Origin of the sequence: Enterobacteriaceae endosymbiont of Donacia semicuprea (assembly GCF_012570535.1) — a bacterium.
Classification (GTDB): Bacteria; Pseudomonadota; Gammaproteobacteria; order Enterobacterales; family Enterobacteriaceae.
In genome coordinates, this window is sequence record NZ_CP046210.1 from 351,819 (window position 1) to 373,992 (window position 22,174).

The 22,174-nt window shown below is 18.5% G+C and carries 20 protein-coding genes, 1 tRNA gene, 1 pseudogene and 1 other annotated feature (1 of these 23 running past the window's edge); of the genes and pseudogenes, 4 read left to right on the plus strand and 18 right to left on the minus strand.

The genetic code is table 11. The features are described from left to right. Positions 1-78: a sequence feature (mutual gap in cmsearch alignment for this rRNA model is longer than 100), on the minus strand; it reaches 1,493 nt to the left of the window's first position. A gap of 179 nt (positions 79-257) precedes the next feature. Continuing rightward, on the minus strand, positions 258-1,061 hold the full coding sequence (gene murI / locus GJT91_RS01755; protein ID WP_168868525.1) for a glutamate racemase: 804 nt from the start codon (positions 1,059-1,061) through the stop codon (positions 258-260). 130 nt (positions 1,062-1,191) lie between these two features. On the opposite strand from murI, the gene GJT91_RS01760 reads away from it, so the two are divergent. Then, positions 1,192-2,349: a cysteine desulfurase family protein gene (locus GJT91_RS01760; protein ID WP_168868526.1), complete on the plus strand. Its 1,158-nt coding sequence runs from the start codon at positions 1,192-1,194 to the stop codon at positions 2,347-2,349. Positions 2,350-2,438: 89 nt separating this feature from the next. Here the strand turns inward: GJT91_RS01760 and pykF are convergent, their stop codons facing one another. The 8 genes from pykF to murJ all read right to left on the minus strand — a co-directional run bounded on the left by pykF (position 2,439) and on the right by murJ (position 11,236). Then, positions 2,439-3,854, minus strand: coding sequence for a pyruvate kinase PykF (gene pykF / locus GJT91_RS01765; protein WP_168868527.1), 1,416 nt, complete (start codon positions 3,852-3,854; stop codon positions 2,439-2,441). Between the two features lie 137 nt (positions 3,855-3,991). Further along, the gene (gene sufE, locus GJT91_RS01770) at positions 3,992-4,414 is read right to left on the minus strand and encodes a cysteine desulfuration protein SufE (protein ID WP_168868528.1); all 423 of its coding nucleotides are present in this window, start codon (positions 4,412-4,414) and stop codon (positions 3,992-3,994) included. A gap of 2 nt (positions 4,415-4,416) precedes the next feature. After that, entirely contained in the window at positions 4,417-5,646 is a 1,230-nt protein-coding gene (locus GJT91_RS01775; RefSeq protein WP_168868529.1) for a SufS family cysteine desulfurase, read from the minus strand. Next, positions 5,636-6,934, minus strand: a complete 1,299-nt coding sequence (locus tag GJT91_RS01780; protein ID WP_168868530.1) for a SufD family Fe-S cluster assembly protein — start codon at positions 6,932-6,934, stop codon at positions 5,636-5,638. Before GJT91_RS01780 ends, GJT91_RS01775 begins: the two co-directional genes overlap by 11 nt. Beyond that, positions 6,912-7,655, minus strand: coding sequence for a Fe-S cluster assembly ATPase SufC (gene sufC, locus GJT91_RS01785; RefSeq protein ID WP_168868531.1), 744 nt, complete (start codon positions 7,653-7,655; stop codon positions 6,912-6,914). The genes GJT91_RS01780 and sufC overlap by 23 nt, the downstream gene beginning before the upstream one ends. A gap of 36 nt (positions 7,656-7,691) precedes the next feature. Beyond that, positions 7,692-9,128, minus strand: coding sequence for a Fe-S cluster assembly protein SufB (gene sufB / locus GJT91_RS01790; protein ID WP_211080612.1), 1,437 nt, complete (start codon positions 9,126-9,128; stop codon positions 7,692-7,694). A gap of 4 nt (positions 9,129-9,132) precedes the next feature. Continuing rightward, a complete protein-coding gene (locus GJT91_RS01795) occupies positions 9,133-9,525 on the minus strand; it encodes an iron-sulfur cluster assembly accessory protein (protein ID WP_168868533.1) in 393 nt (130 codons plus the stop codon). Between the two features lie 163 nt (positions 9,526-9,688). Next, positions 9,689-11,236, minus strand: coding sequence for a murein biosynthesis integral membrane protein MurJ (murJ, locus tag GJT91_RS01800; RefSeq protein WP_168868534.1), 1,548 nt, complete (start codon positions 11,234-11,236; stop codon positions 9,689-9,691). A 151-nt stretch (positions 11,237-11,387) separates the two neighbouring features. Here murJ and ribA point away from each other — a divergent pair, with 151 nt between their 5' ends. Continuing rightward, the gene (ribA, locus tag GJT91_RS01805) at positions 11,388-11,978 is read left to right on the plus strand and encodes a GTP cyclohydrolase II (protein ID WP_168868535.1); all 591 of its coding nucleotides are present in this window, start codon (positions 11,388-11,390) and stop codon (positions 11,976-11,978) included. A 5-nt stretch (positions 11,979-11,983) separates the two neighbouring features. Here the strand turns inward: ribA and sbcB are convergent, their stop codons facing one another. Continuing rightward, positions 11,984-13,408 (minus strand): exodeoxyribonuclease I, encoded by a 1,425-nt coding sequence (gene sbcB / locus GJT91_RS01810; protein WP_168868536.1) that lies wholly within the window; start codon positions 13,406-13,408, stop codon positions 11,984-11,986. Between the two features lie 70 nt (positions 13,409-13,478). Here sbcB and GJT91_RS01815 point away from each other — a divergent pair. Then, positions 13,479-13,566 (plus strand) — tRNA-Ser (locus GJT91_RS01815). Positions 13,567-13,622: 56 nt separating this feature from the next. Next, the gene (locus GJT91_RS01820) at positions 13,623-14,189 is read left to right on the plus strand and encodes a DedA family protein (protein ID WP_168868537.1); all 567 of its coding nucleotides are present in this window, start codon (positions 13,623-13,625) and stop codon (positions 14,187-14,189) included. Positions 14,190-14,207: 18 nt separating this feature from the next. Here the strand turns inward: GJT91_RS01820 and GJT91_RS01825 are convergent, their stop codons facing one another. From GJT91_RS01825 to GJT91_RS01860, 8 genes and pseudogenes are all read right to left on the minus strand, one after another. Further along, positions 14,208-15,680 (minus strand): NADH-quinone oxidoreductase subunit N, encoded by a 1,473-nt coding sequence (locus GJT91_RS01825; RefSeq protein WP_168868538.1) that lies wholly within the window; start codon positions 15,678-15,680, stop codon positions 14,208-14,210. Between the two features lie 59 nt (positions 15,681-15,739). Further along, on the minus strand, positions 15,740-17,245 hold the full coding sequence (gene nuoM, locus GJT91_RS01830; RefSeq protein WP_168868539.1) for an NADH-quinone oxidoreductase subunit M: 1,506 nt from the start codon (positions 17,243-17,245) through the stop codon (positions 15,740-15,742). Between the two features lie 61 nt (positions 17,246-17,306). Continuing rightward, positions 17,307-19,181, minus strand: coding sequence for an NADH-quinone oxidoreductase subunit L (locus tag GJT91_RS01835; protein ID WP_168868540.1), 1,875 nt, complete (start codon positions 19,179-19,181; stop codon positions 17,307-17,309). Then, on the minus strand, positions 19,178-19,480 hold the full coding sequence (gene nuoK, locus GJT91_RS01840) for an NADH-quinone oxidoreductase subunit NuoK (protein WP_168868541.1): 303 nt from the start codon (positions 19,478-19,480) through the stop codon (positions 19,178-19,180). Before nuoK ends, GJT91_RS01835 begins: the two co-directional genes overlap by 4 nt. Positions 19,481-19,521: 41 nt before the next feature. After that, positions 19,522-20,019, minus strand: coding sequence for an NADH-quinone oxidoreductase subunit J family protein (locus GJT91_RS01845; RefSeq protein WP_168868542.1), 498 nt, complete (start codon positions 20,017-20,019; stop codon positions 19,522-19,524). Positions 20,020-20,039: 20 nt separating this feature from the next. Then, positions 20,040-20,579 (minus strand): NADH-quinone oxidoreductase subunit NuoI, encoded by a 540-nt coding sequence (gene nuoI / locus GJT91_RS01850; protein WP_168868543.1) that lies wholly within the window; start codon positions 20,577-20,579, stop codon positions 20,040-20,042. Positions 20,580-20,598: 19 nt separating this feature from the next. Beyond that, positions 20,599-21,573 (minus strand): NADH-quinone oxidoreductase subunit NuoH, encoded by a 975-nt coding sequence (gene nuoH / locus GJT91_RS01855; RefSeq protein WP_168868544.1) that lies wholly within the window; start codon positions 21,571-21,573, stop codon positions 20,599-20,601. Beyond that, positions 21,570-22,174 (minus strand): annotated as a pseudogene (locus GJT91_RS01860) (NADH-quinone oxidoreductase subunit NuoG); the annotation flags it as partial. The pseudogene GJT91_RS01860 and the gene nuoH, both read right to left, overlap by 4 nt.

The window sequence follows — 22,174 nt, forward strand, 5'->3', positions numbered from 1 at the left end:
TTTTCGCTGCCGCTCGACTTGCATGTGTTAGGCTTGCCGCCAGCGTTCAATCTGAGCCATGATCAAACTCTTCAATTATATACAAAATTTTAATAAAAACTAAAAATATAAATTTTATAAAAACAAATTTATAAGTTTATAACTCTTATAAAAGAGTGCCCTCAAAAGTTTTTTATAAATTTTAAAAGAACTATAAAACAATGTTAATTAACTATGGTACATATTATTTTAATAGTCAAGTTTTTTATTATTATTAGTTAGATTTTTAACTTATAAATAAATTTAAAATTTTGATTTAAAAAATAAATTTTTAATTTTTTATTTTCTTTAGTATAGAAAAAAAGATTTTTTTTTGAATATAAAATTAATTTATTATAATTTATCAATTTTTTAGATTTTAAAAAAATTTTTTTTTTAGAATCTAAAAAAATAATATTTTTAGGTAATATTAATCTTAATTCATTTATAATTAAAGAAAAATGTGTACAACCCAATATTATTGTATCTGGATATATATTTAAATTATACCAAGAAATAAATACTTTTTTTATTTCATTTAATATAATCTTATATCCTAATAATTTTTTTTCAGCTAAATATACTAATTTTTGAGAAGATATAGTTTTTATTATAAATTTTTTATTTAAAGAATTTATTTTTTTTCTTATTTTAGAATTTTTTAATGTAGTTTCAGTTGCTAAAAAACCAATAATATTATTTTTAGTTTTTTTTACAGCTAAATTAATAACAGGAGTAGTTCCAATAATAGGAAAATTAAAATATTTTCTAATTTCAGGTAAAGTAGAAACACTAGCTGTATTACATGCAATAATTGCTAATGAAATATTATAATTATTAGAAATTTTTTTTAAAATTTTAAATAAACGTTGAAAAATAAATTTTTGGGATTTATTTCCATAAGGAAAATATTTATTATCTAATAAATATATAAAATTTATATTTAAAAAAAAATTTTTAATATAATTAAAAATAGAAATTCCTCCTAAACCAGAATCAAAAATAAAAATTGTTATTTTTGAGTTTAATAAAATTTTATTCATATTAAAATATCCTAAATTTATTTATATGATAAATATCAATATTTATATTAACTAATATATATTATAATATGTATATAAATTTTTATGATATAAAATTTTAATTTTAATTAATAATAAAATAAGTTATAAAATGAAAAAATTAATTTATTTAGATTATGCATCTACAACTCCAATGGATGAAAGAGTTTTAAAAAAAATGAATAATTATTTTACCATAAATGGAATATTTGGTAATCCATCTTCTTATTTAAATATATTTGGTATAGAAGCAAAAAATTCTGTTGAAAAAGCTAGATGTAATATAGCTAATATAATAGGAAGCAAAAAAGAAGAAATAATTTTTACATCTAGCGCTACAGAATCTATTAATTTAGCAATAAAAGGAATTATTAATATTAATAATAGTTATTATCAAAAAAATATTATTACAAGCATTAGTGAACATAAAGCTGTATTAGAAACTTGTTATTATATGCAAAAATTAGGAATTAAAATTATATATTTAAAAAATTCCAATATAGGTTCTATAAATTTAAATGATTTAAAAGAAAAAATTACAAATAATACTATTTTAGTATCTATAATGCATATTAATAATGAAATAGGAACTATTAATGATATAAAATATATTGGAAATATTTGTAAAAAAAAAAATATAGTTTTTCATGTAGATGCTACTCAAAGTATAGGTAAATATCAATTAAATTTAAAAAAAATAAATATTGATTTATTATCATTTTCTGCTCATAAATTTTATGGACCTAAGGGAATAGGTGTTTTATATATAAGAAATAATAAAAAAAAATTTAAAATAAATCCATTAATACATGGAGGTGGACAAGAAAACGGAATAAGATCAGGAACTTTAGCTGTACATCAAATTATTGGTATATCAGAAGCATTAAATATTTCTGTTAGAGAAATAAATGAGGAAAAAAAAAGAATAAAAAAATTAAAACAACAATTATGGGATGGAATAAAAAATATTAATGGAATATATATTAATGGAGATCTTAAAAATAGTTCACCTTATATAATTAATATAGGTTTTAAAAAGATTTTTAATAAAATACTTATGATAGAAATGAAAAATATTGCTATTTCAGCTTCTTCAGCATGTATTTCAAATACACATACATCCCATGTATTAAAATCTTTAGGTTTAACAAAAAATTTAATTCAAAGTTCTATACGTTTTTCTTTTGGAAGATTTACTACAAAAAAAGAAATTAATTATACAATTGAATATTTACATTCTACTATTAAAAAAATTAGGAAAAAATATTAAATATTTTTATATACAAACACTTATTAATAATTAAATTATTTTTTTTAAAATTTTCAATAAAATTAAAAAATTTTATTGAAATATATATATTATATTATATGTACAGAAGTTGTATTGGTAGTTCCACTAGGAACAAGTGCTCCTGAAACCATAACAATAAAATCTCCTGATTTAGCATATTTACTTGATATTGCTATTTTTTTACCTATAATATAAAAATCATCAGTAGATGATATTTTTTTAACAAGTTTTGGTATAATTCCTTTACTTAAAATAAGTTGTTTTGCTGTTTTTTTATTTGTAGTTAAAGCTAAAATAATAGCTTTAGGAAAATATTTTCTTATTGCTTTTGCAGATTTTCCTAATTGAGTAGCTACAATTATTAACGGAGATTTTAATTTTTCTGAAATTTCAACTGCACTACGACATACTGCGTCAGTAATACTCATATCTATTAAATTATCATCATAGTAATAAATTCTATTTGTCATAGTAATATCTGTTCTTTCACAAATTGTTGACATAATAGATACAGATTCTAATGGATATTTTCCTTTAGCACTTTCTCCAGATAACATAACAGCATCTGTTCCATCTAAAATAGCATTTGCTACATCACCAGCTTCTGCTCTAGTTGGTCTAGGATTTTTAATCATAGAATCTAACATTTGTGTGGCTGTTATTACTATTTTTCCTAAATAATTACATTTCTTAATTATCATTTTTTGCGCAAAAATGACATCTTCTACCGGAATTTCTACACCCAAATCTCCTCTAGCTACCATGATACCATCAGATACATCTAAAATTTCATCAAAATTATTTAATCCTTCTTGATTTTCAATTTTAGCTATAATTTGGATGTTATCTCCTTTATGTAATTTTAAAAAATTTTTTATTTCTATAATATCTTTTTTTTTACGAATAAAAGAAGCAGCAACATAATCTACTTTATTTTTACATGCAAAAATCAAATCATCTTTATCTTTTTCTGATAAAGCCGGTAATTTAATAGAAATTCCTGGTAAATTAATACTTTTATTTTCTGATAATTTTCCATTATTTAATACTTGACATAATATCTGATTATTATGTATTTTTAATACCTTCATAGCTATTAAACCATCATCAATTAATATTTTATTTCCAATATTTATATCATAAATAAGATTAGAATATGTAACAGCAACACATTTATTATTTCCAATAATTGATTTATCAGTTGTTAAAATAAATTTTTGTCCTGACTTTAAATATACATCTATATTATTTTGTAATTTCATAGTACGTATTTCAGGACCTTTAGTATCTAATAAAATTGCTATTTTTTGATCTGTTTCTTTTATTATTTTTTTTAAAATATTAATTCTTTTTTGATGATTATAATGATCACCATGTGAAAAATTTAATCTAGCAACATTCATTCCTAAATTTAATAATTGAAGTAAAATTTTTTTAGATTCAGAACTAGGACCTATAGTACAAACTATTTTAGTTTTTTTCATAACATTAATATTTTCCCGCAAATATATTAAATTTTAAAATTTTTTCTATTTTATTTAAAAAAAATTAAATTATATAATAATTATAATTTTATAGAATAAGAAATTTAATTATATTTTATTTTATTTTTATTATTTAATTAAAATACAAATTTTATTAATTTTTTTTTAATTGTTTTGATAATAGTATCAATACCTTGTATTCTAGAAATAGTTAAATACTTATCAAAAGATAATTTTTTAAAACACAATCTAATATCAAAATGTATTATTTCATAACAAGTTTTTTTTTTATAAAAAATAAAAATCATTGTTAATAATCCTTTTACTATAGCAGAATTACTATCTCCTTTAAATTCTACATTTTTATTTTTATTAATTACAAATGAAACCCAAACGTTACTTTGACATCCAGAAATAAAATTTTTAAATGAATGTTGTTTTTTTGATAACATAGGTATTTTATTCCCTAATTCAATTATATATAGATATTTTTCTTCCCAATTATTACAATTTTTAAAATTTGTTTTAAGTTCATTTTTATTAGGTAAAATATATGACATAATTATTTGTTTAATAAATTATTTATATATGCTAGTTTGTCTATAAAATAATCAATATCATGAATATCATTATATATAGAAAAAGAAATTCTACACATTGATTTTACTTTAAAATGTTTCATAATAGGTATAGCACAATGATGACCAGTACGAATAGCAATACCATATTGATCTAAAAAACTTCCCACATCATAAGAATTATGTTTACCTAGATTAAAAGAAATTATACCAATTCTATTATTAGAATATTTTTCTCCAAAAATTTTAATATCCGAAATTTTATTTAATTTTTGAAAAGTATATTTTGTTAAAAATTTATTATGTTTAATTACTTTTTTTATATTAAAAGATTTAAACCATGATAAAGCAGCACCTAATCCTATAATAGAAGATATATTAGGTGTACCCGCTTCAAATTTCCAAGGTATTTTTTCCCAAATAGGTTTATTTTTGTATATATCTATAATCATCCCTCCCCCACCTTGCCAAGGTGGCATAAATTTTAATATTTGTTTTGTCACATATAAAATTCCAATACCAGTAGGTGCAAAAATTTTATGACCAGAAAAAACAAAAAAATCACAATTTAATTTTTGAACATCAATTTTTCTATTTACAACTGCTTGTGCTCCATCAATTAATGTTAAAATATTATTTTTTTTAGCTAATTTAATAATTTTTTTAATAGGATTTATTGTTCCTAAAACATTAGAAATATATGTTATTGATATTAAACAAGTATTTTTATCAATTAAATTCTTTATTTCATGTAATTTTAATTTTCCATATTTATCTAATGGTATAATTTTTATATTAAATCCTATTTTTTTAGATAATAACATCCAAGGAATAATATTTGAGTGATGTTCCATATCAGAAATGATGATATTATTATTTGTTTTAATATTTTTAAAACCCCAAGTATTCGCAATAAGATTAATACTTTCTGTAGTTCCTTTTGTAAAAATTATTTCTTCAGTATATTTTGCATTAATAAATTTTGATATTTTATGACGTATTTTTTCCATTTTATCTGTTGCATTTACACTTAAACGATATATACCTCTATTAACAGAAGAATATTCATTTTTATAAAAAAAATTTAATGCAGAAATTACTTTTTTAGGTTTATGTACAGTAGCTGCATTATCTAAATAAACAAATTTATTTCCATTAATTTTTTTAGATAAAATAGGAAATTGTTTTCTAATATCTATTATATTAAAATTCATTAATAAAATTCTCTATTGAGAGATAACATGATATATAATTTAAAATTTTACTTTTTATTAAATCAATATTACAAATATCTTTCAAGGAATCTAGTATAAATGCTGTAACTAGTATATTATATGATTTTTTAAAATTTATTCCTCTAGTTCTTAAAAAGAAAATTTGTTCAGAATTTATTTTTCCTGTAAATACACCATGTTTACATTTTACATTATTATTTAAAATGTCTAATCCAGGTTTTATATTTATTTGTGATAATTTACTTAATAGTAAACTACTATAATTTATTTGTCCATCAGTTTTTATTGCATCTTTATTTATTTTTAACAAACCAATTAAATTTATAATAGCTTTATTTATAGTAATTGCTTTATGTGTCTGAATACTATAACAATTTTTTCCGTTATGTTCTAAATAATTATTAATATTCATTAAATTATTTTTTTTGGCAAATAATATACTTTTATATATGAGTTTAGATTCATTTCCTATACATTGAAAATTATTATTTTGATTCATAAATTTATTAGACATAAATAAATCATATTTTTTTAAAAAAACATTATTATGTAAATAATATTCATTATTAATAAAATTAAAATTTTTATTATTATTTTCATTAGTAATAAATTGATAATATTCTAATTTAGAATTATTATTTAATATTATAGTATTATAAACATTATTAAAATGTAATTGATCATTATTTATATGATGTTCTAAAATAATAACATTATAAATATTATTATTTATATATATATAATTTCTATAATTAGACATAGAAATTTGATTAATATTTTTTTTATTACTGTGATTAAAATATATTATATAAAGTGGTTTAATATTTTTAATATTATTAATATCAATATATATAATTTCTTTTGTAAGAGATTCAGATAAATAAGTATAAATATTATGTTTAACAAAATTATTTTTATAATGAAGATTATTATATTTATTTATAATTATTTTATAATATGGATTTTTTATATCACTTAGATTTTGATCTAATTTACCATTAATAAAATATAATGAAATGGCGTCTATTTTAAAAATGAAATTTTTTAATTTATTTTTATTTAAAAATAGTTTTTGAGAATTTTTTATAGATTTATTATTTATATTTTCAAAAAATTTTTTTTGAAAATAATCATATTTTTCTTGTTTTAATAAAAATTTTAACTTTAACCAATTTTTTTCTGATATATCTGAAAAATGATATTTTTTATGATTTTTGTAAATATCTTTTAATTGGTTAAAAATGTTATTTTGCATTAATTGATCCATATCCATAATTTTCTAATTGAGAAATAATACTAAAATTACCTGATTTTATAATCTTTTTATTATAAAGAATATGGATATAATCAGGATTTATATAATCTAAAATACGACGATAGTGTGTAATAATTAAAAATGACCTTTTTTTATTTTTCATAATATTAATAATTTTAGATACAATTTTTAATGCATCTATATCTAATCCTGAATCAATTTCATCTAATATGCATAATTCTGGTTCTAAAACAAACATATAAAATATATCATTAATTTTTTTTTCTCCTCCAGAAAAACCTACATTTACAAAACGTTGAAGAAAATTTTTTGATTTTTCTAAAATTTTTATTTTTTCATTAATAATTTTTTTATAGGTAAATCTATCTAATTCTTTTTTTTCTTTATATTTTTTTATTGCTTTTAAAGAATTATATAAAAAAATATCATTACTCACTCCTGGTATTTCAATAGGATATTGAAAAGATACAAAAATTCCCTCTCTAGCTCTAATTTCAGGTTTCATATATAATAAATTTTTATTTTTAAAATATATCTCTCCTTGAGAAATATTATATTCTTTTTTCCCAGCTATTACATATGATAAAGTACTTTTTCCTGAACCATTAGGTCCCATAATTGCATGGATTTCTCCAGGATTTATAGACAAACAAAATTTATTTAAAATAATTTTATTATTTACATCAATATTTAAATTTTTTATTTTTAACATAATTTTTTTATATTTAATAATATTAAATATATTATTTTATCCTATACTATTTTCTAAATTGAGAGATAATAATTTTTGTGCTTCTACAGCAAATTCTAAAGGAAATTTTATAAAAATTTCTTTACAAAATCCATTAATAATAAGAGAAATGGCATTTTCCATATCTAATCCTCTTTGTAAACAAAAAAATATTTGTTCTTCTTCAATTTTAGAAGTTGTGGCTTCATGTTCAACTTGTGAAGTATTATTTAGTATATTTAAAATGGGATATGTATGTGTACTACATTTATTACCAATTAATATTGAATCACATTGAGTAAAATTACGAGAATTATTTGATAATCTATCAATATAAACTAATCCGCGATATGTATTTTTACTGTTTTCTGTAGAAATACTTTTTGAAATAATTGTAGATTTTGTATTTTTACCTATATGAATCATTTTTGTACCAGTATCAGCTTGTTGATAACCATTTGTCAAAGAAATTGAAAAAAATTCTCCAATAGAATTATCACCTTTTAAAATAACACTAGGATATTTCCAGGTAATTGCGGATCCTGTTTCTGATTGTGTCCATGACATTTTACTATTTTTACCTTGACATATTGCTCTTTTAGTCACAAAATTTAAAATTCCTCCTTTATTATTAAATTGCCCAGGAAACCAATTTTGCACAGTTGAGTAATTTACTTGTGCATTTTTATGTAGAATAACTTCAACTACAGCAGCATGTAGTTGATAATTTTTTCTAATTGGAGCAGAACATCCTTCTATATAATTTACATAACTATTTTCTTCAGCAATTAAAATAGTTCTCTCAAATTGTCCAATATTTTTTTCATTAATTCTAAAATAAGTAGATAATTCTATAGGACAATGTGTATTTTTAGGAATATAAATGAATGTACCATCAGATGCTACAGCGGCATTTAAAGATGCAAAAAAATTATCATCAGCAGGTACTACTGAACCTAAATATTTTTTAACTAAATTTGGATAATTTTGTATTGCATCATTTAATGAACAAAAAATTATTCCTTTTTTTAATAATTGATCTTTATTTGTTGTAATTACAGAAACAGAATCAAAAATAGCGTCGATAGCTATTAAATTATTTTCTTTAATAGGAATATTTAATTTATTAAATGTTTTTTTTACCTCATTTGTAAGATATTTATCTTTAATATTATTATTTTTTTTAAACTGGTATGAAGGAGCAGAATAATAAATATAATTTTGATAATTTAATTTTTTATAATAACCATTTAACCAATGAGGTTCTTTTTTTTTTATCCATGAATAAAAACCTTTTAATCTAAAATTTAACATCCATTTAGGTTCATTACGAATACTGGATATTTTACGTATTATATCTAAATTAATACCAGGAATAAATTTATTATTTTTTAATTTAGTAATAAATCCTTCTTTATATTTTTTTTTAAAATATTTTAAATCATTTTTCTTCATGTGATTAATTCTTTTTATAGTTAATATTAAAACTTTTTTTACATCCGCAAAATTGTTTAATTTTATTATTAATAAATTGAAAAGATTCATGAAAATTATTTTTTGTAAAATTAATAATAGTTCCATCTATAAAAAAAAGATCTTTATTATTTAAATAAATAAATATATTTTTTTTTTTAAAGTAAATTTCCTTATTAAGGAGTTCTTTTATTAATGTAATTTTATATTTAAATCCAAAACAACCAGATTTTCTTAAAAATATTTTTATTCCTTTGTAATTTTTATTTTTTTTAATTATTTTATTTATTTGTAAAAATGCAGATTTTGTTAAATATAAACCTTTATAATTATATTGTTTTTTACAAATAAAGTGTATTAAATCTTTTTTTATTAGCATTATAATAACCTAAAAATATAATTTTTTATATATTAATATATGAAAAATTAAAATAATTAAACAATATTTTATTTAATAAATAAAATAAATTTTTTTTAAAAAAAATTCTTTTTTAAATTAGTTAATTAAAATTAAAAATTTTATTAATATAATTATTAAATTATTATTTTGTAATATTTTTTAATGAAAAATCTTTTACACGAAATTTTAATAAAAATAATATAAATATATATAACAAAAAAATTAATAAACAAATACTTGATAAACAAAAAATACGTATTTTAAAAGGAGATAAAATTAACCATTTTTCAGAAATTATTTTTGAAATAAATAATAAAATTATACCTAAAAAAAATGTAATTATAGTGATACGAAGAAAAAAATTAAACCATCCAGATTCTGGTTTATATATATTTTTTTTAATTAATGTATTAAATAATAAAATAACATTTAAAAATGCTGCAAAACATATAGATATAGGAAATCCTATATGATGTAAAAAAAATATAAATATAGGACTAATTAATTGAGTAATAATTAAAACAAATATAGCAATTTTAACAGGAGTTTTTACATCCTGTCTTGCATAAAATCCTATAGCTAATACCTTAGCTATTATTAAAAAAATTAATCCTACAGAATATATAATAATATTTGTTTGTGTCATTAAAACATCAAAATATGTAAATGCTCCATATTGAAATAAAGCAATTAATAATGGCCTAGATAAAAAACCTAAAATTAAAGAACTAGGTATTATTAATAAAAAACATAAACGTAATCCTATATCCATTAATTTATTATATTCTTTTTCTTTATTTTTAGTAAAAACATCAGTTAAAGCAGGTAATAATACTATTGTTAATGCTATACCAAACATACTTATGGGTAATTCCATTAATCGATCTGCATAATAAATCCAAGTAATAGATCCTGTAATTAAAAAAGATGAAAAAGCAGAATTAATTAATAAAGATATTTGTATAGCAGTTACTCCAATAATAGCTGTACCCATTTTTTTTAAAACTCTTAGTACTCCTTCATCAAAAGTTTTAAAACTAGGTAAAATTAGCATATTTAATTTTTTTAAATAAATTAATTGATAAAAAATTTGTGATAGTCCTCCAATTAAAACAGCCCATACTAAAATTAGTATTGGAGGTTGTAATATATTAGGAAATATTATTATTGATAATATCATACAAAGATTTAATAGAACAGGAGTAAATGCTGGTACAAAAAAATTTTTCCAAATATTTAAAATAGAACTGGCTAATGATGATAAAGATATCAATAAAATATAAGGAAAAGTCATTCTTAATATTTTAGATGTAAGTTTTAATTTAAAATCTGTATTTACAAATCCAGGAGCTATGATTGAAATAATTAAGGAAGAAAATATTATTCCAAATAAAATTATTATAGAAAGTATTATTATTAACATACCTAATGTAGAAGAAATAAAGTTTTTTGTATCTATTTTACTTCTTTTATTTTTATATTCAGCTAAAATTGGAGTAAATGCTTGAGAAAATGCTCCTTCAGCAAATATACGTCTTAATAAATTAGGTATTTTAAATGCTATAAAAAAAGAATCACTATAAATTCCAGCACCAAAAACTTTTGCAATAAGACTATCTCTAATAAAACCTAGTAATCTAGAAAATAGTGTTATTATACTAACTGTCGTTAATGATTTTAATAAATTCATATAATTCCTAAAAATAATAGTTTATTATATAAATAAATTATTTTTATAAAAAATTCAATAGAATTAAATTTTTTCTTGTATAAACAAGTATTTTAAAAATTATTTTTTTGAATAAAGTATTAAAAATATTGATTTTTATAGGTATAATTAAATGAATATAAAAGAAATATCTAGAGCAATACTTCCCACAAAATGGGGAGAATTTATTATAGTAGGTTTTGAAGAAAAAAATACAGGTAATAATCATATTGCTTTAATACATGGTATAAAAAAAATATATAAAACTTCAATTATTTTGACAAGAATTCATTCAGAATGTTTAACAGGAGATACTTTTTTTAGTTTACGTTGTGATTGCGGAATTCAACTAGAATCAGCATTAAATAAAATTTCTAAAGAAAATTGTGGAATATTAATTTATCATAGACAAGAAGGAAGAAATATTGGTCTTTTAAATAAAATTAAAGCATATAATTTACAAGATAAAGGATTAGATACTATAGAAGCAAATTATGAATTAGGTTTTCATGCAGACGAAAGAAATTTTCTTTCTTGTATTAATATATTAAAAATCTTAGGTATTTCAAATATTAAATTATTAACTAATAATCCTTATAAAATTAATATTTTAAAAAAAAATGGTATAAATGTTATATGTAGAATTCCATTAATTACTGGACATAATATTAAAAATTATAAGTATTTAAAAACTAAAAAATTAAAATTAGGACATTTATTATAAAATATTTAATAAAATTTTAATAAGTTTTTTATATATTTTAATAAATTTTTTAAAACTGAAATTTGTTTATTACAAAGTTTTTTTTGTAATAATTTTTTAATTTCATAAATATAATTATCAAAAAAATTTTTATTAAAAATATTTTTTATATATATATTCCATGTTTTTTTTTCTGTTTTATTTAATGTAGATGGAAAATTTCTTGCTTTATATTTAAATAGTAATATACTAGATCTTTTATCTTTAAATAAAAATTTATTTAAATTTATATTAATTTTTTTTTGATCATATATTTTTTTAAATTGTAATAAATCTTGATTTGGAAAAAAATTTCTATATAATTGTTCATCAACATTATAAATATTAGTTTTTTCATATTTTTGTTTAAAATTTAAAAAAATATATTTTATAATTTTTTTTATTTTAAAAAAATTTTTTTTTAAAATAATAAAATTTTTTATATAAAATAAAATTTTAAATTTTAAACGTTCAATATCTTTATCTCTTAAAATACTTATTTTAAGTAATAAAGGAAACTTATTAAAATTAATAAGTTGTATATGAGAAAAAATATTTTTTTCATATTTTTTTGTATTTTTTATAATTTGTAAAAAATTATATACATTATTTATTAAATTATATGATATTAATATATTTTTATTTTTTGGATGCCAAAATAAAGGAGTGATACAACTTATATTATTATTTTTATTTTTGTAAACACTACTAATATGAATAAAAATTTGAATTTTTGACAGATCTATTTTTTTGATTAGCTTTTTTTTATTTTTATATTTTAAAAAATATTCATACAGTAATGGTTGTTTTTTTTTAATTAATTTAGTTATAGATATTGTAGTATAAACATCAGATAATGCATCATGTGAATTTTTATTATAAGAATTTTTTATATTATTTAAATTAGCAATTTTTTCGAGATTAAATATTGGAATATTATTTATCTTAGGCCAATAAATACCATTTGGTCTTAAAACATAACAAGCTCTAACTAAAGATAATATATCCCAACGACAATTATTATTTTTCCAAGACCAACTATATGGATCATAAAAATTACGATAGAATAAAAATCTACTAAATTCATCATCAAAATTCATATTATTATAACCTAAAATACAAGTGTTAGGAAATAAAAAAATTTTATTAATAATACTAGCAAATTCGTATTCTGTTTTTCCTTTAAAATTTACTAAATCAAGACTTATATTATGAATAATCATAGATTTAGGTTTAGGTAAATAATCATTAGATAATTTACAATAAAGTATTATAGGTTTATCTATAATTTCTAAATCAATATTGGTACGTATGCAAGCAAATTGAGCAATTCTATCCTTAATAGGATTTAACCCAAAAGTTTCATAATCATAAAATAAAAAATTAAATTGTGATTTTTTTTTAATTAACATAATATAATAATGTTATTATATTATTATTATTTTAACAATAATTATTGTATTATTATTTTAACTATATTATGGTGAGATGGCCGAGTGGTTGAAGGCGCATGCCTGGAAAGTATGTATATAATTAAAATGTATCAAGGGTTCGAATCCCTTTCTCACCAAAATTAATTTATTTTAAAATAATTAATATTAGTTTATAACTATATGTGATAAACGTATGTTAAGTACAAATATAATTAAAATAATAAATCATTATGGCTATATAATTATATTATTAAGTTCTTTTATTGCATGGGAAACTTTTATTATAATTGCTGGTATGCTTTCTCATAAAAAAATTTTATTGTTAAATAAAATTATAATTATTACTATAATAGGATCATTGATAAGTAATCAATTATTATTTTATATCGGTAAAAAATATAGTAAAAAATTTTTATTTTTTTTTAAAAATTATAAATATAAAATTCAAAAATATCATGATATTATTTTTAATTATCCATATATATTTATTATTACAAGATTTATTTATGGTTTTAGATTAATAAGTCCCATTATTATGGGTATTATAAAAATTTCTTATTTAAAATTTTTTTTATTAAATATAATTGGTTCTATAATTTGGACCATATTTTTTACAATAATAGGATATTTTTTTGGTGAAATTATTTTTATTTGGATACAAGATATTACTAAAATTATTAAATATTTTATATATTTTTTTTTATTATTAATAATAATTAAATTTTTATATAAAATTATAAAGAATATTTTTAATATATAAATTATACTTAATTTTTTATTAAATATATTTTTTAATAATTTGAATAATAATTTTAGGATAAAAACCTAAAAAAATAGTTGTTATTGCCAAAAGAAACATTAATCTTTTAATAAAAATATAAAAATTATTATTTTTAATTTTACTTAAATAAATATTTTTATTAATTTTAGATGGCATTAAATACATACTAATAATTATACGTAAATAATAATATAATCCTATAGCACTTCCTAAAATAATAATACTAGTTAAATACCATAATCTAATTTTTATACTTAAAATTATTAAATAAAATTTAGATATAAAACCAATAGTAATTGGAATACCAGCTAAGGATAATAACATTATTGTTAATATTAAAGCAAATTCAGAATCATACCAAAATAACCCACGATAATAATATAATTTATCTATATTTTTTTCATCTTGATTAAAACTAGATATTATACTCATAATACCTAAAATACTTAAATTATTTATTATATAGCTAATAATATATATAAACATCATTTCTGATGATAATATATGTGTTAAATATATTTGGTTATAAATTAAAATTACAAACATATATCCCATTTGAGCTATAGAAGAATAACCTAATATACGTTTAATATTATTTTTTGTAATAGCAGCCATAATATTACCAAATATTATTGATAATGTTGATAATAAAATTAATATTTTATATAAAAAAAATCTATTATTATTAATTTGTGAAAAATAGATTAAAAATTTTACTAAAAATATAAAAATAGATGATTTACTAAATGTAGTCAAAAACATTGTAACAGGCATTGATGAACCTTGATATACATCAGGGGTCCATAAATGAAAAGGAACTATTGATAATTTAAAACATAAACTAATTAAAATTAAAAATATTCCAATTGTAGATAAATATTTTATTGAATGTATATTATAAAAATGATGATTTATTAAATAAATAAAATTTAAATTACCATAATCTAAATAAATAAAAGATATTCCAAGTATTAAAAATGACGACGATATTGTAGATAAAATTATATACTTAATACTTGCTTCTAATGAATATTTTGATTTAATATAATAACCTATTAATCCACACATAGGAATAGATATTAATTCAATTCCTATTAACATAGAAATAAAATTATTTGAATAAATTAAAACCATACTTCCTAAAGTAGCTATTATTATTAATAAATAAAATTCATCTTTATTACATTTTAAAGAAGATAACCAAATATATGATATTAAACAAGTTAAAATATTGTTAATTAATAATAAAATAATATAAAAAAATGAATAATTATCTTTTAAAAACAAATAATTTTTTGTAAAATTAATATCTTTTGTATAAATAATAGATATTATAGTTAATATAAATCCTGAAACTGTAATAATTAAACTTGTTAAATTATTTCTTTTCATTGATATTTTTATTAAAAGAATAATTAATAAGAAAATTATAATAATAAATGGTACTAATGACACCAGTAATTTAGTCATAAATAAATTCTATTTTTAAATAAATTTTTTTAAACTATAAAATAGTTTTTTATTTGTAATTAAATAATTCTATTAACTATACTGTTAGTAGTATTATTTGATATATTCAAAATAAATTGTGGATAAAATCCTATAATTAATAATAAAATTATTAGTATAAAAATAATAATTTTTTCTCTTAAAAACATATCATGTGTTAAAATTAACATTTTAGTTTTAGAACCATAAAAAACTTTTTGTATCATATTTAATGAATAAATACTAGAAAATAATAAACTAAATGTAGCAATACTAGCAAAAATTGGATAAGTATTAAAAATACCTAATAGAATTAAAAATTCTCCTATAAAATTTCCAGTTCCTGGAATACCGATACTTGCTAAAGCAAAAAATAAAAATGATCCTGGTAATATATTTATATAATCCCAGATACCTCCCATTAATTTAATATTTCTAGTTTTTAATCTTTCATATATTTGTCCACAAAGAATAAATTGAGCAGATGCACAAATACCATGAGATATCATTTGTATAATAACACCTTGATAAGCTATTTTATTATTACCATAAATACCCATTAAAATAAACCCCATATGAGATATAGAAGTATATGCTATAATTTTTTTTATATCAGTTTGAGTACAAGCCATTAAACATCCATAAAATACACCTATTATACCTAATAATATAGCAATAAAAGAAAATTTTAAAGATGACGTAGGAAATAATGGTAAAATAAATCTTAATAAACCATAAGCTGCTGTTTTTAATAAAATACCAGCAAGATCTACCGAACCAGCTGTTGGTGCTTGACTATGTGCATCTGGTAACCATCCATGAAATGGAATTATGGGCATTTTTACAGCAAAAGCAATAAAAAAAGATAACATTAATAAAAATTCTGTTTTTATATTTATATGATTATTTAATAAAATATTATAATCAAAAGTTAATTTTCCAGTTATTGTTTGATTTAAAAATACTAATGATAAAATTCCAAATAACATTAATAATCCACTAGATTGTGTATAAATAAAAAATTTAGTAGCTGCTTTAATTCGACTATAACCTTTTTTTATATCTTGATGACCCCATAAAGATATTAGAAAATACATAGGTATTAACATAATTTCCCAAAATAAAAAAAATAAAAACATATCTGCAGATAAAAATACACCAATAACACCACTTAGTATCCATAATAAATTTAAATGAAAAAATCCATGCCATTTTTTAATTTCATTCCAAGAACATAAAACAGCCATTATACCTAATAATCCAGTAAGATTAATCATTAATAATGATAATCCATCTATTGCTAGATGGAAACTTATTCCAAAATTAGGAATCCAATCTAACATAAATTCTGATATCCATACAGGGTATAATAATATTTCTTGGTTAAAATAATGTAAATTTAAAATATATTCAAAAATTGATAAAATAAAAACACAACTGATAGAAATTAAAGCAATCCAACGGGGTATTTGAAAATATATTTTTTCACTTTGCCAACAAATAATCCCACTAATAAATGGAATTAATATTAACCACGGTAATAACATAAATAAAATTTCCTAATTATCTTTTTTAAAATTTTATACATAAATTTTAATTTTTAAATTATTAATAACATTTATGAATTAATATTATTAAATATAATAATATTAAAATTATTCCTAAATACATTAATGATATATACCAACGTATGTATCCATTTTCGCTTATTAATAATATTTTTCCTATTTGATTTATAATTTTTATTATTACATAATTAATAAATTTTGCCATAGGATCATCTTTTATAATTGATAAAATTTTTATAAAATTATTAACAAAAATTTTTTTATAAATAAAATCTATATAACATCCATTTAAAAAAAAATGGTTTATGAAAAAAAGTTTATGAAAATAAACTTTTATAATTTTTTTAAAAATAAAAATATTTTTCTTATATAACATATATAATAAAAAACTCATTATTAATATTATTATAGATCCAATTTTTATTATAAAAAGATAATTATTATTAATTAATAATATTTTATTAGGTAATAAAAAATTATTTTTTATTGGTAATAATTTTATTCCTATAAAACTGGATAATATACTGAGTATAAGTAAAGGAAAATCATGTATTAATTTATTATGTTTTATAAAATTAGGAATAATATTATTTTCTTTATAAGAAATTATATAAATCATACGTATAGTATATAAAGAAGTAAAAAAACTACCTATTATACTAATAATAAATAATAAGTTATGTTGTTTTGTTATAATTTCATAAAGAATTTTTTCTTTAGTAAATCCGCTTATAGTTAAAAAAGGAAAAGATAATAAAGATATCGCGCCAAATAAAAAACAATAATATATAAAAGGAAAATATTTTTTTATTTTTCCTATTTTTATTATATTTTGTTCATTTTTATATGAAAAAACAATAGATGCAACACATAAAAATAATAATGCTTTAAAAAAAGCATGAGAAATAACATGAAATAAAGCAGCATTCCATGAATTAATACCTAATGCTAAAAACATATATCCGATTTGACTCATAGTAGAATAAGCTAAAATATGTTTAATATTATTTTGAACTAATGCACAACAACCAGATAATAATATTGTTATTGAACCAATTATACTAACTAAAAATAGTGTGTTACTATTCATTAAAAATAGTATATTATTACGTAAAATTAAATAAATTCCAGCTGTAACCATAGTTGCAGCATGTATTAAAGCTGATGAAGGAGTAGGTCCAACCATAGCATTTATTAACCAAGTATTTAAAGGGAATTGAGCAGATTTTCCTATTGCACCTATAATTAACATTATAGATATTATTTTTAAATAATATGATTTATAAAAAATATTAGATGATAAAATCAATGATGATATTTTAAAAAAATTAAAGGTATGAAATATTTTAAATATTAAAAATATACCAATAATTAAAAAAATATCACTAAAACGAGTTATTAAAAATGTTTTAATAGCTGATAATCCATTAAAATTTTTTTTATAAAAAAAATTAATTAGTAAATATGAACAAACACCAACTCCTTCCCATCCAAAAAACATTAAAATAAAATTATCTGCTAAAATTAATAATGTCATACTTGAAATAAATAAATTTGTATATGCAAAAAATCTAGCATATCCTTCTTCATTTTTCATATACCAAATAGAAAATATATGTATGAAAAAACCTATCCATGTCGTAATAAATAACATAATCAAAGATAACATATCTAAATAAAAACTAACATCAATATGTAAATTATCAATTTTTAATATTTGCCATAAAAATTGTCTATATGATAAAAAATTATTATTATAAAATATAAAACCTATAATTAATGTAATAATTGAACTTATTCCTACAAAACTAACTCCAATTATTGAAATTTGAATTTTATTTAAATAAATTGAAAATAAAGATAATATTAAAAAACTAATTAATGGCATTAAAATAATTAAAAAAAGAAATTTCATCCATTCATCTCACTAATTGAATCAATATTAATTGTATTATTATAATAATATAACTTTATTAATAAAATTAAACTTATACAAGTTTCTATGGCAGATATACTAATTGATAAAATATACATAATTTCTCCCTCTGTTTGTCTCCAATAATTACCAGAAACTATACATGATAATGCTGCTGAGTTTATCATTATATCAGTAAAAATTAAAATATATAACATATTACGTCTAATGATTATTCCTGTTAATCCAATAATAAACATTATAACTATAAATGTTAAAACATAATGTAAAGGTATCATCTTCTTTTCTTTTATTTTTAAATTTTTAGTAAAAAGATTAATTATCTTTTTTGTTTTCCTATATGTAAAACAATAATTACACTAGATAATAATAATATTGAAATTAATTCTACAATAATTTTATATTTTGTAAATAAATTTATACCTATATTTTTAATATTAATAAAATGATAAATTATATATCTTTTATCACATAAATTTTTAAAAATATAAAATATAGTTATTAAAAATAGTAAGGTTAAAATTATAAGAATTATTAAAAGTGATAATTTTTTAAATAAATAATATTTTTCTTCTAATTCAATTTTTTTATAATCTAATAGCATTAATACAAAAATAAATAATATAATAATAGCTCCTGCATATATAATAATTTCTAGTGATCCTGCAAAATAATCACCTAAAAGAAAAAACATACATGATATTGAAATTAATGAAACTAAAAAATATATTAATGTATAAAGAGGGTTGACACTTATAATTATAAAACATGTAAAAATTATTGATATAAACTCTAATATATAAAATATTTTTTCCATAAAATATCCTTAATTTTAAGTTATGGTAATATATTTTTAATATCTACTTCAATATTTGAATCTGTAGTAGATGTTTTTTTTTTATTTATATTAATTCCTGAAATATCATAATAATTATAATTAAAATATTTTCCTTGATTATTAATTAATAAATCATTTTTTTCATATATTAAACTTTTTCTATCAAATTCACATAATTCAAAATCTGGAATTAATTGTATTGCTCCTGTCGGGCAGGATTCTTCACAAAATCCACAAAAAATACATCTAGATATATTTATTCTAAAAAATAATGGATAAGACCTTCCATTTTTTTTTACTGCTTTTTTTAAAGTTATACAACCTACTGGACAAACAACAGCACAAAGATTACAAGCAACACATTTCTCATTATTATCTGAATCTGATGTTAATATAATTCTACCTCTATATCTTGGTGATAAATAAACTTTTTCTTCTGGATACATTATAGTTTCTCTTTTACTAAAAATGTTTTTCCAGATTAAAAAAAGACTTTGAATTTGACTTATTATATCGAAAAAAAATTTTTTTATATTCATTTTTTTCTTTTTTAAAAAATTATTTTAATATTACTATAAAAGCAGTAATAATTAAATTAATTAATGTTAATGGTAAGCATATAAACCAACCAAAATACATAATTTGATCATAACGAGGTCTAGGTAAAGATGCTCTTATTAAGATAAATAATATTATTAATATTATAGTTTTAATTAAATACCATATTATAGATGGTAAAAATGGGCCTAACCATCCTCCAAAAAATAAAATTACCATTAAAGATGAAAGTATAATAATATTAATATATTCTCCTACAAAAAATAATCCAAATTTCATTCCAGAATATTCAATATGGTAACCATCAGCTAATTCTTGTTCTGTTTCTGGTTGATCAAAAGGATGTCTATGACATAATGCTATAGATGCTATAATGAAAGATAAAAAACCAAAAAATTGTGGTATTATATTCCAACAATATTTATATTGTTGATTTACAATATCAAATAAATTAAATGATCCAGTTTGACAGATAATACCCATTAACGATAAACCTAAAAAAATTTCATAACTTATTATTTGAGCTACACCTCTAATAGTTCCTAATAAAGCATATTTATTATTACTAGCTAAACCTGCAAATAAAATTGAATATACTGAAATACTAGCCATCATAAAAAAAAAAAGTATACCAATGTTTGGATTAGATATCATTATATAAGGAGTAATTGGTAATATTGCAAATACTGATAATAATGAATTAAAAGCAATTAAAGGTGCTATATTAAATAATAATTTATTTGAAAAATTAGGATTCCAATCTTCTTTAAAAAGAATTTTTATCATATCAGCCAATAATTGTAAACAACCATATAATCCAACCCTATTAGGCCCATAACGATTTTGAAAAAGACCTAACATACGTCTTTCTATAAAACTTAAAAAAGCACCACTAATTATTAATATAATTAATATTAATAATATTTTTAATACATATATTAATTTTATTGAATTCAAAAAAGAAAATAAAATCATTTTAATACCCTTATTTTTTCAATAATTTTTCCTGAAAAAGATAATGGAATTTCTTTTATTCCTAATGGCATACTAATCAAACCTTGATGTAAAAATTTTGAAATATAAGTTTTTAATATAAAAATATTATTTAAACAATATAATTTGACTAAATTATTATTTAAAATACCTAATTTTTTAGCATCCTTTTTATTAAAAAAAACATAATGATTATAAAAGTATTTTTTTATTAAAAAAGATTTTTGAATTAAATTATTATTATAAAATAAGTGATGATATGAAACGATTACTAATTTATTAGAAATAATAAATTCATTAAAATTATTATTTTTTATTGTAATATTAATTTTATTATATCTTTTTTTATAAATTTTAAATCCTGTAGGTCCATATTTTGATGAAATTCCTATCTCTTTTTGAAACTTATGTAATGCTTGTGAAGAATTCCATCCTGGATACCATAAAAATGGTAAATGTGTACAATTAATATTTGAATTATAATTTCCTTCCATAGAAAAATTAAATATAGTATCTTTATCTTTTGGTTGTTCTGGTTCATTTACATTAATATTAGATAATATTGATGTTCTTCCGCTATAAC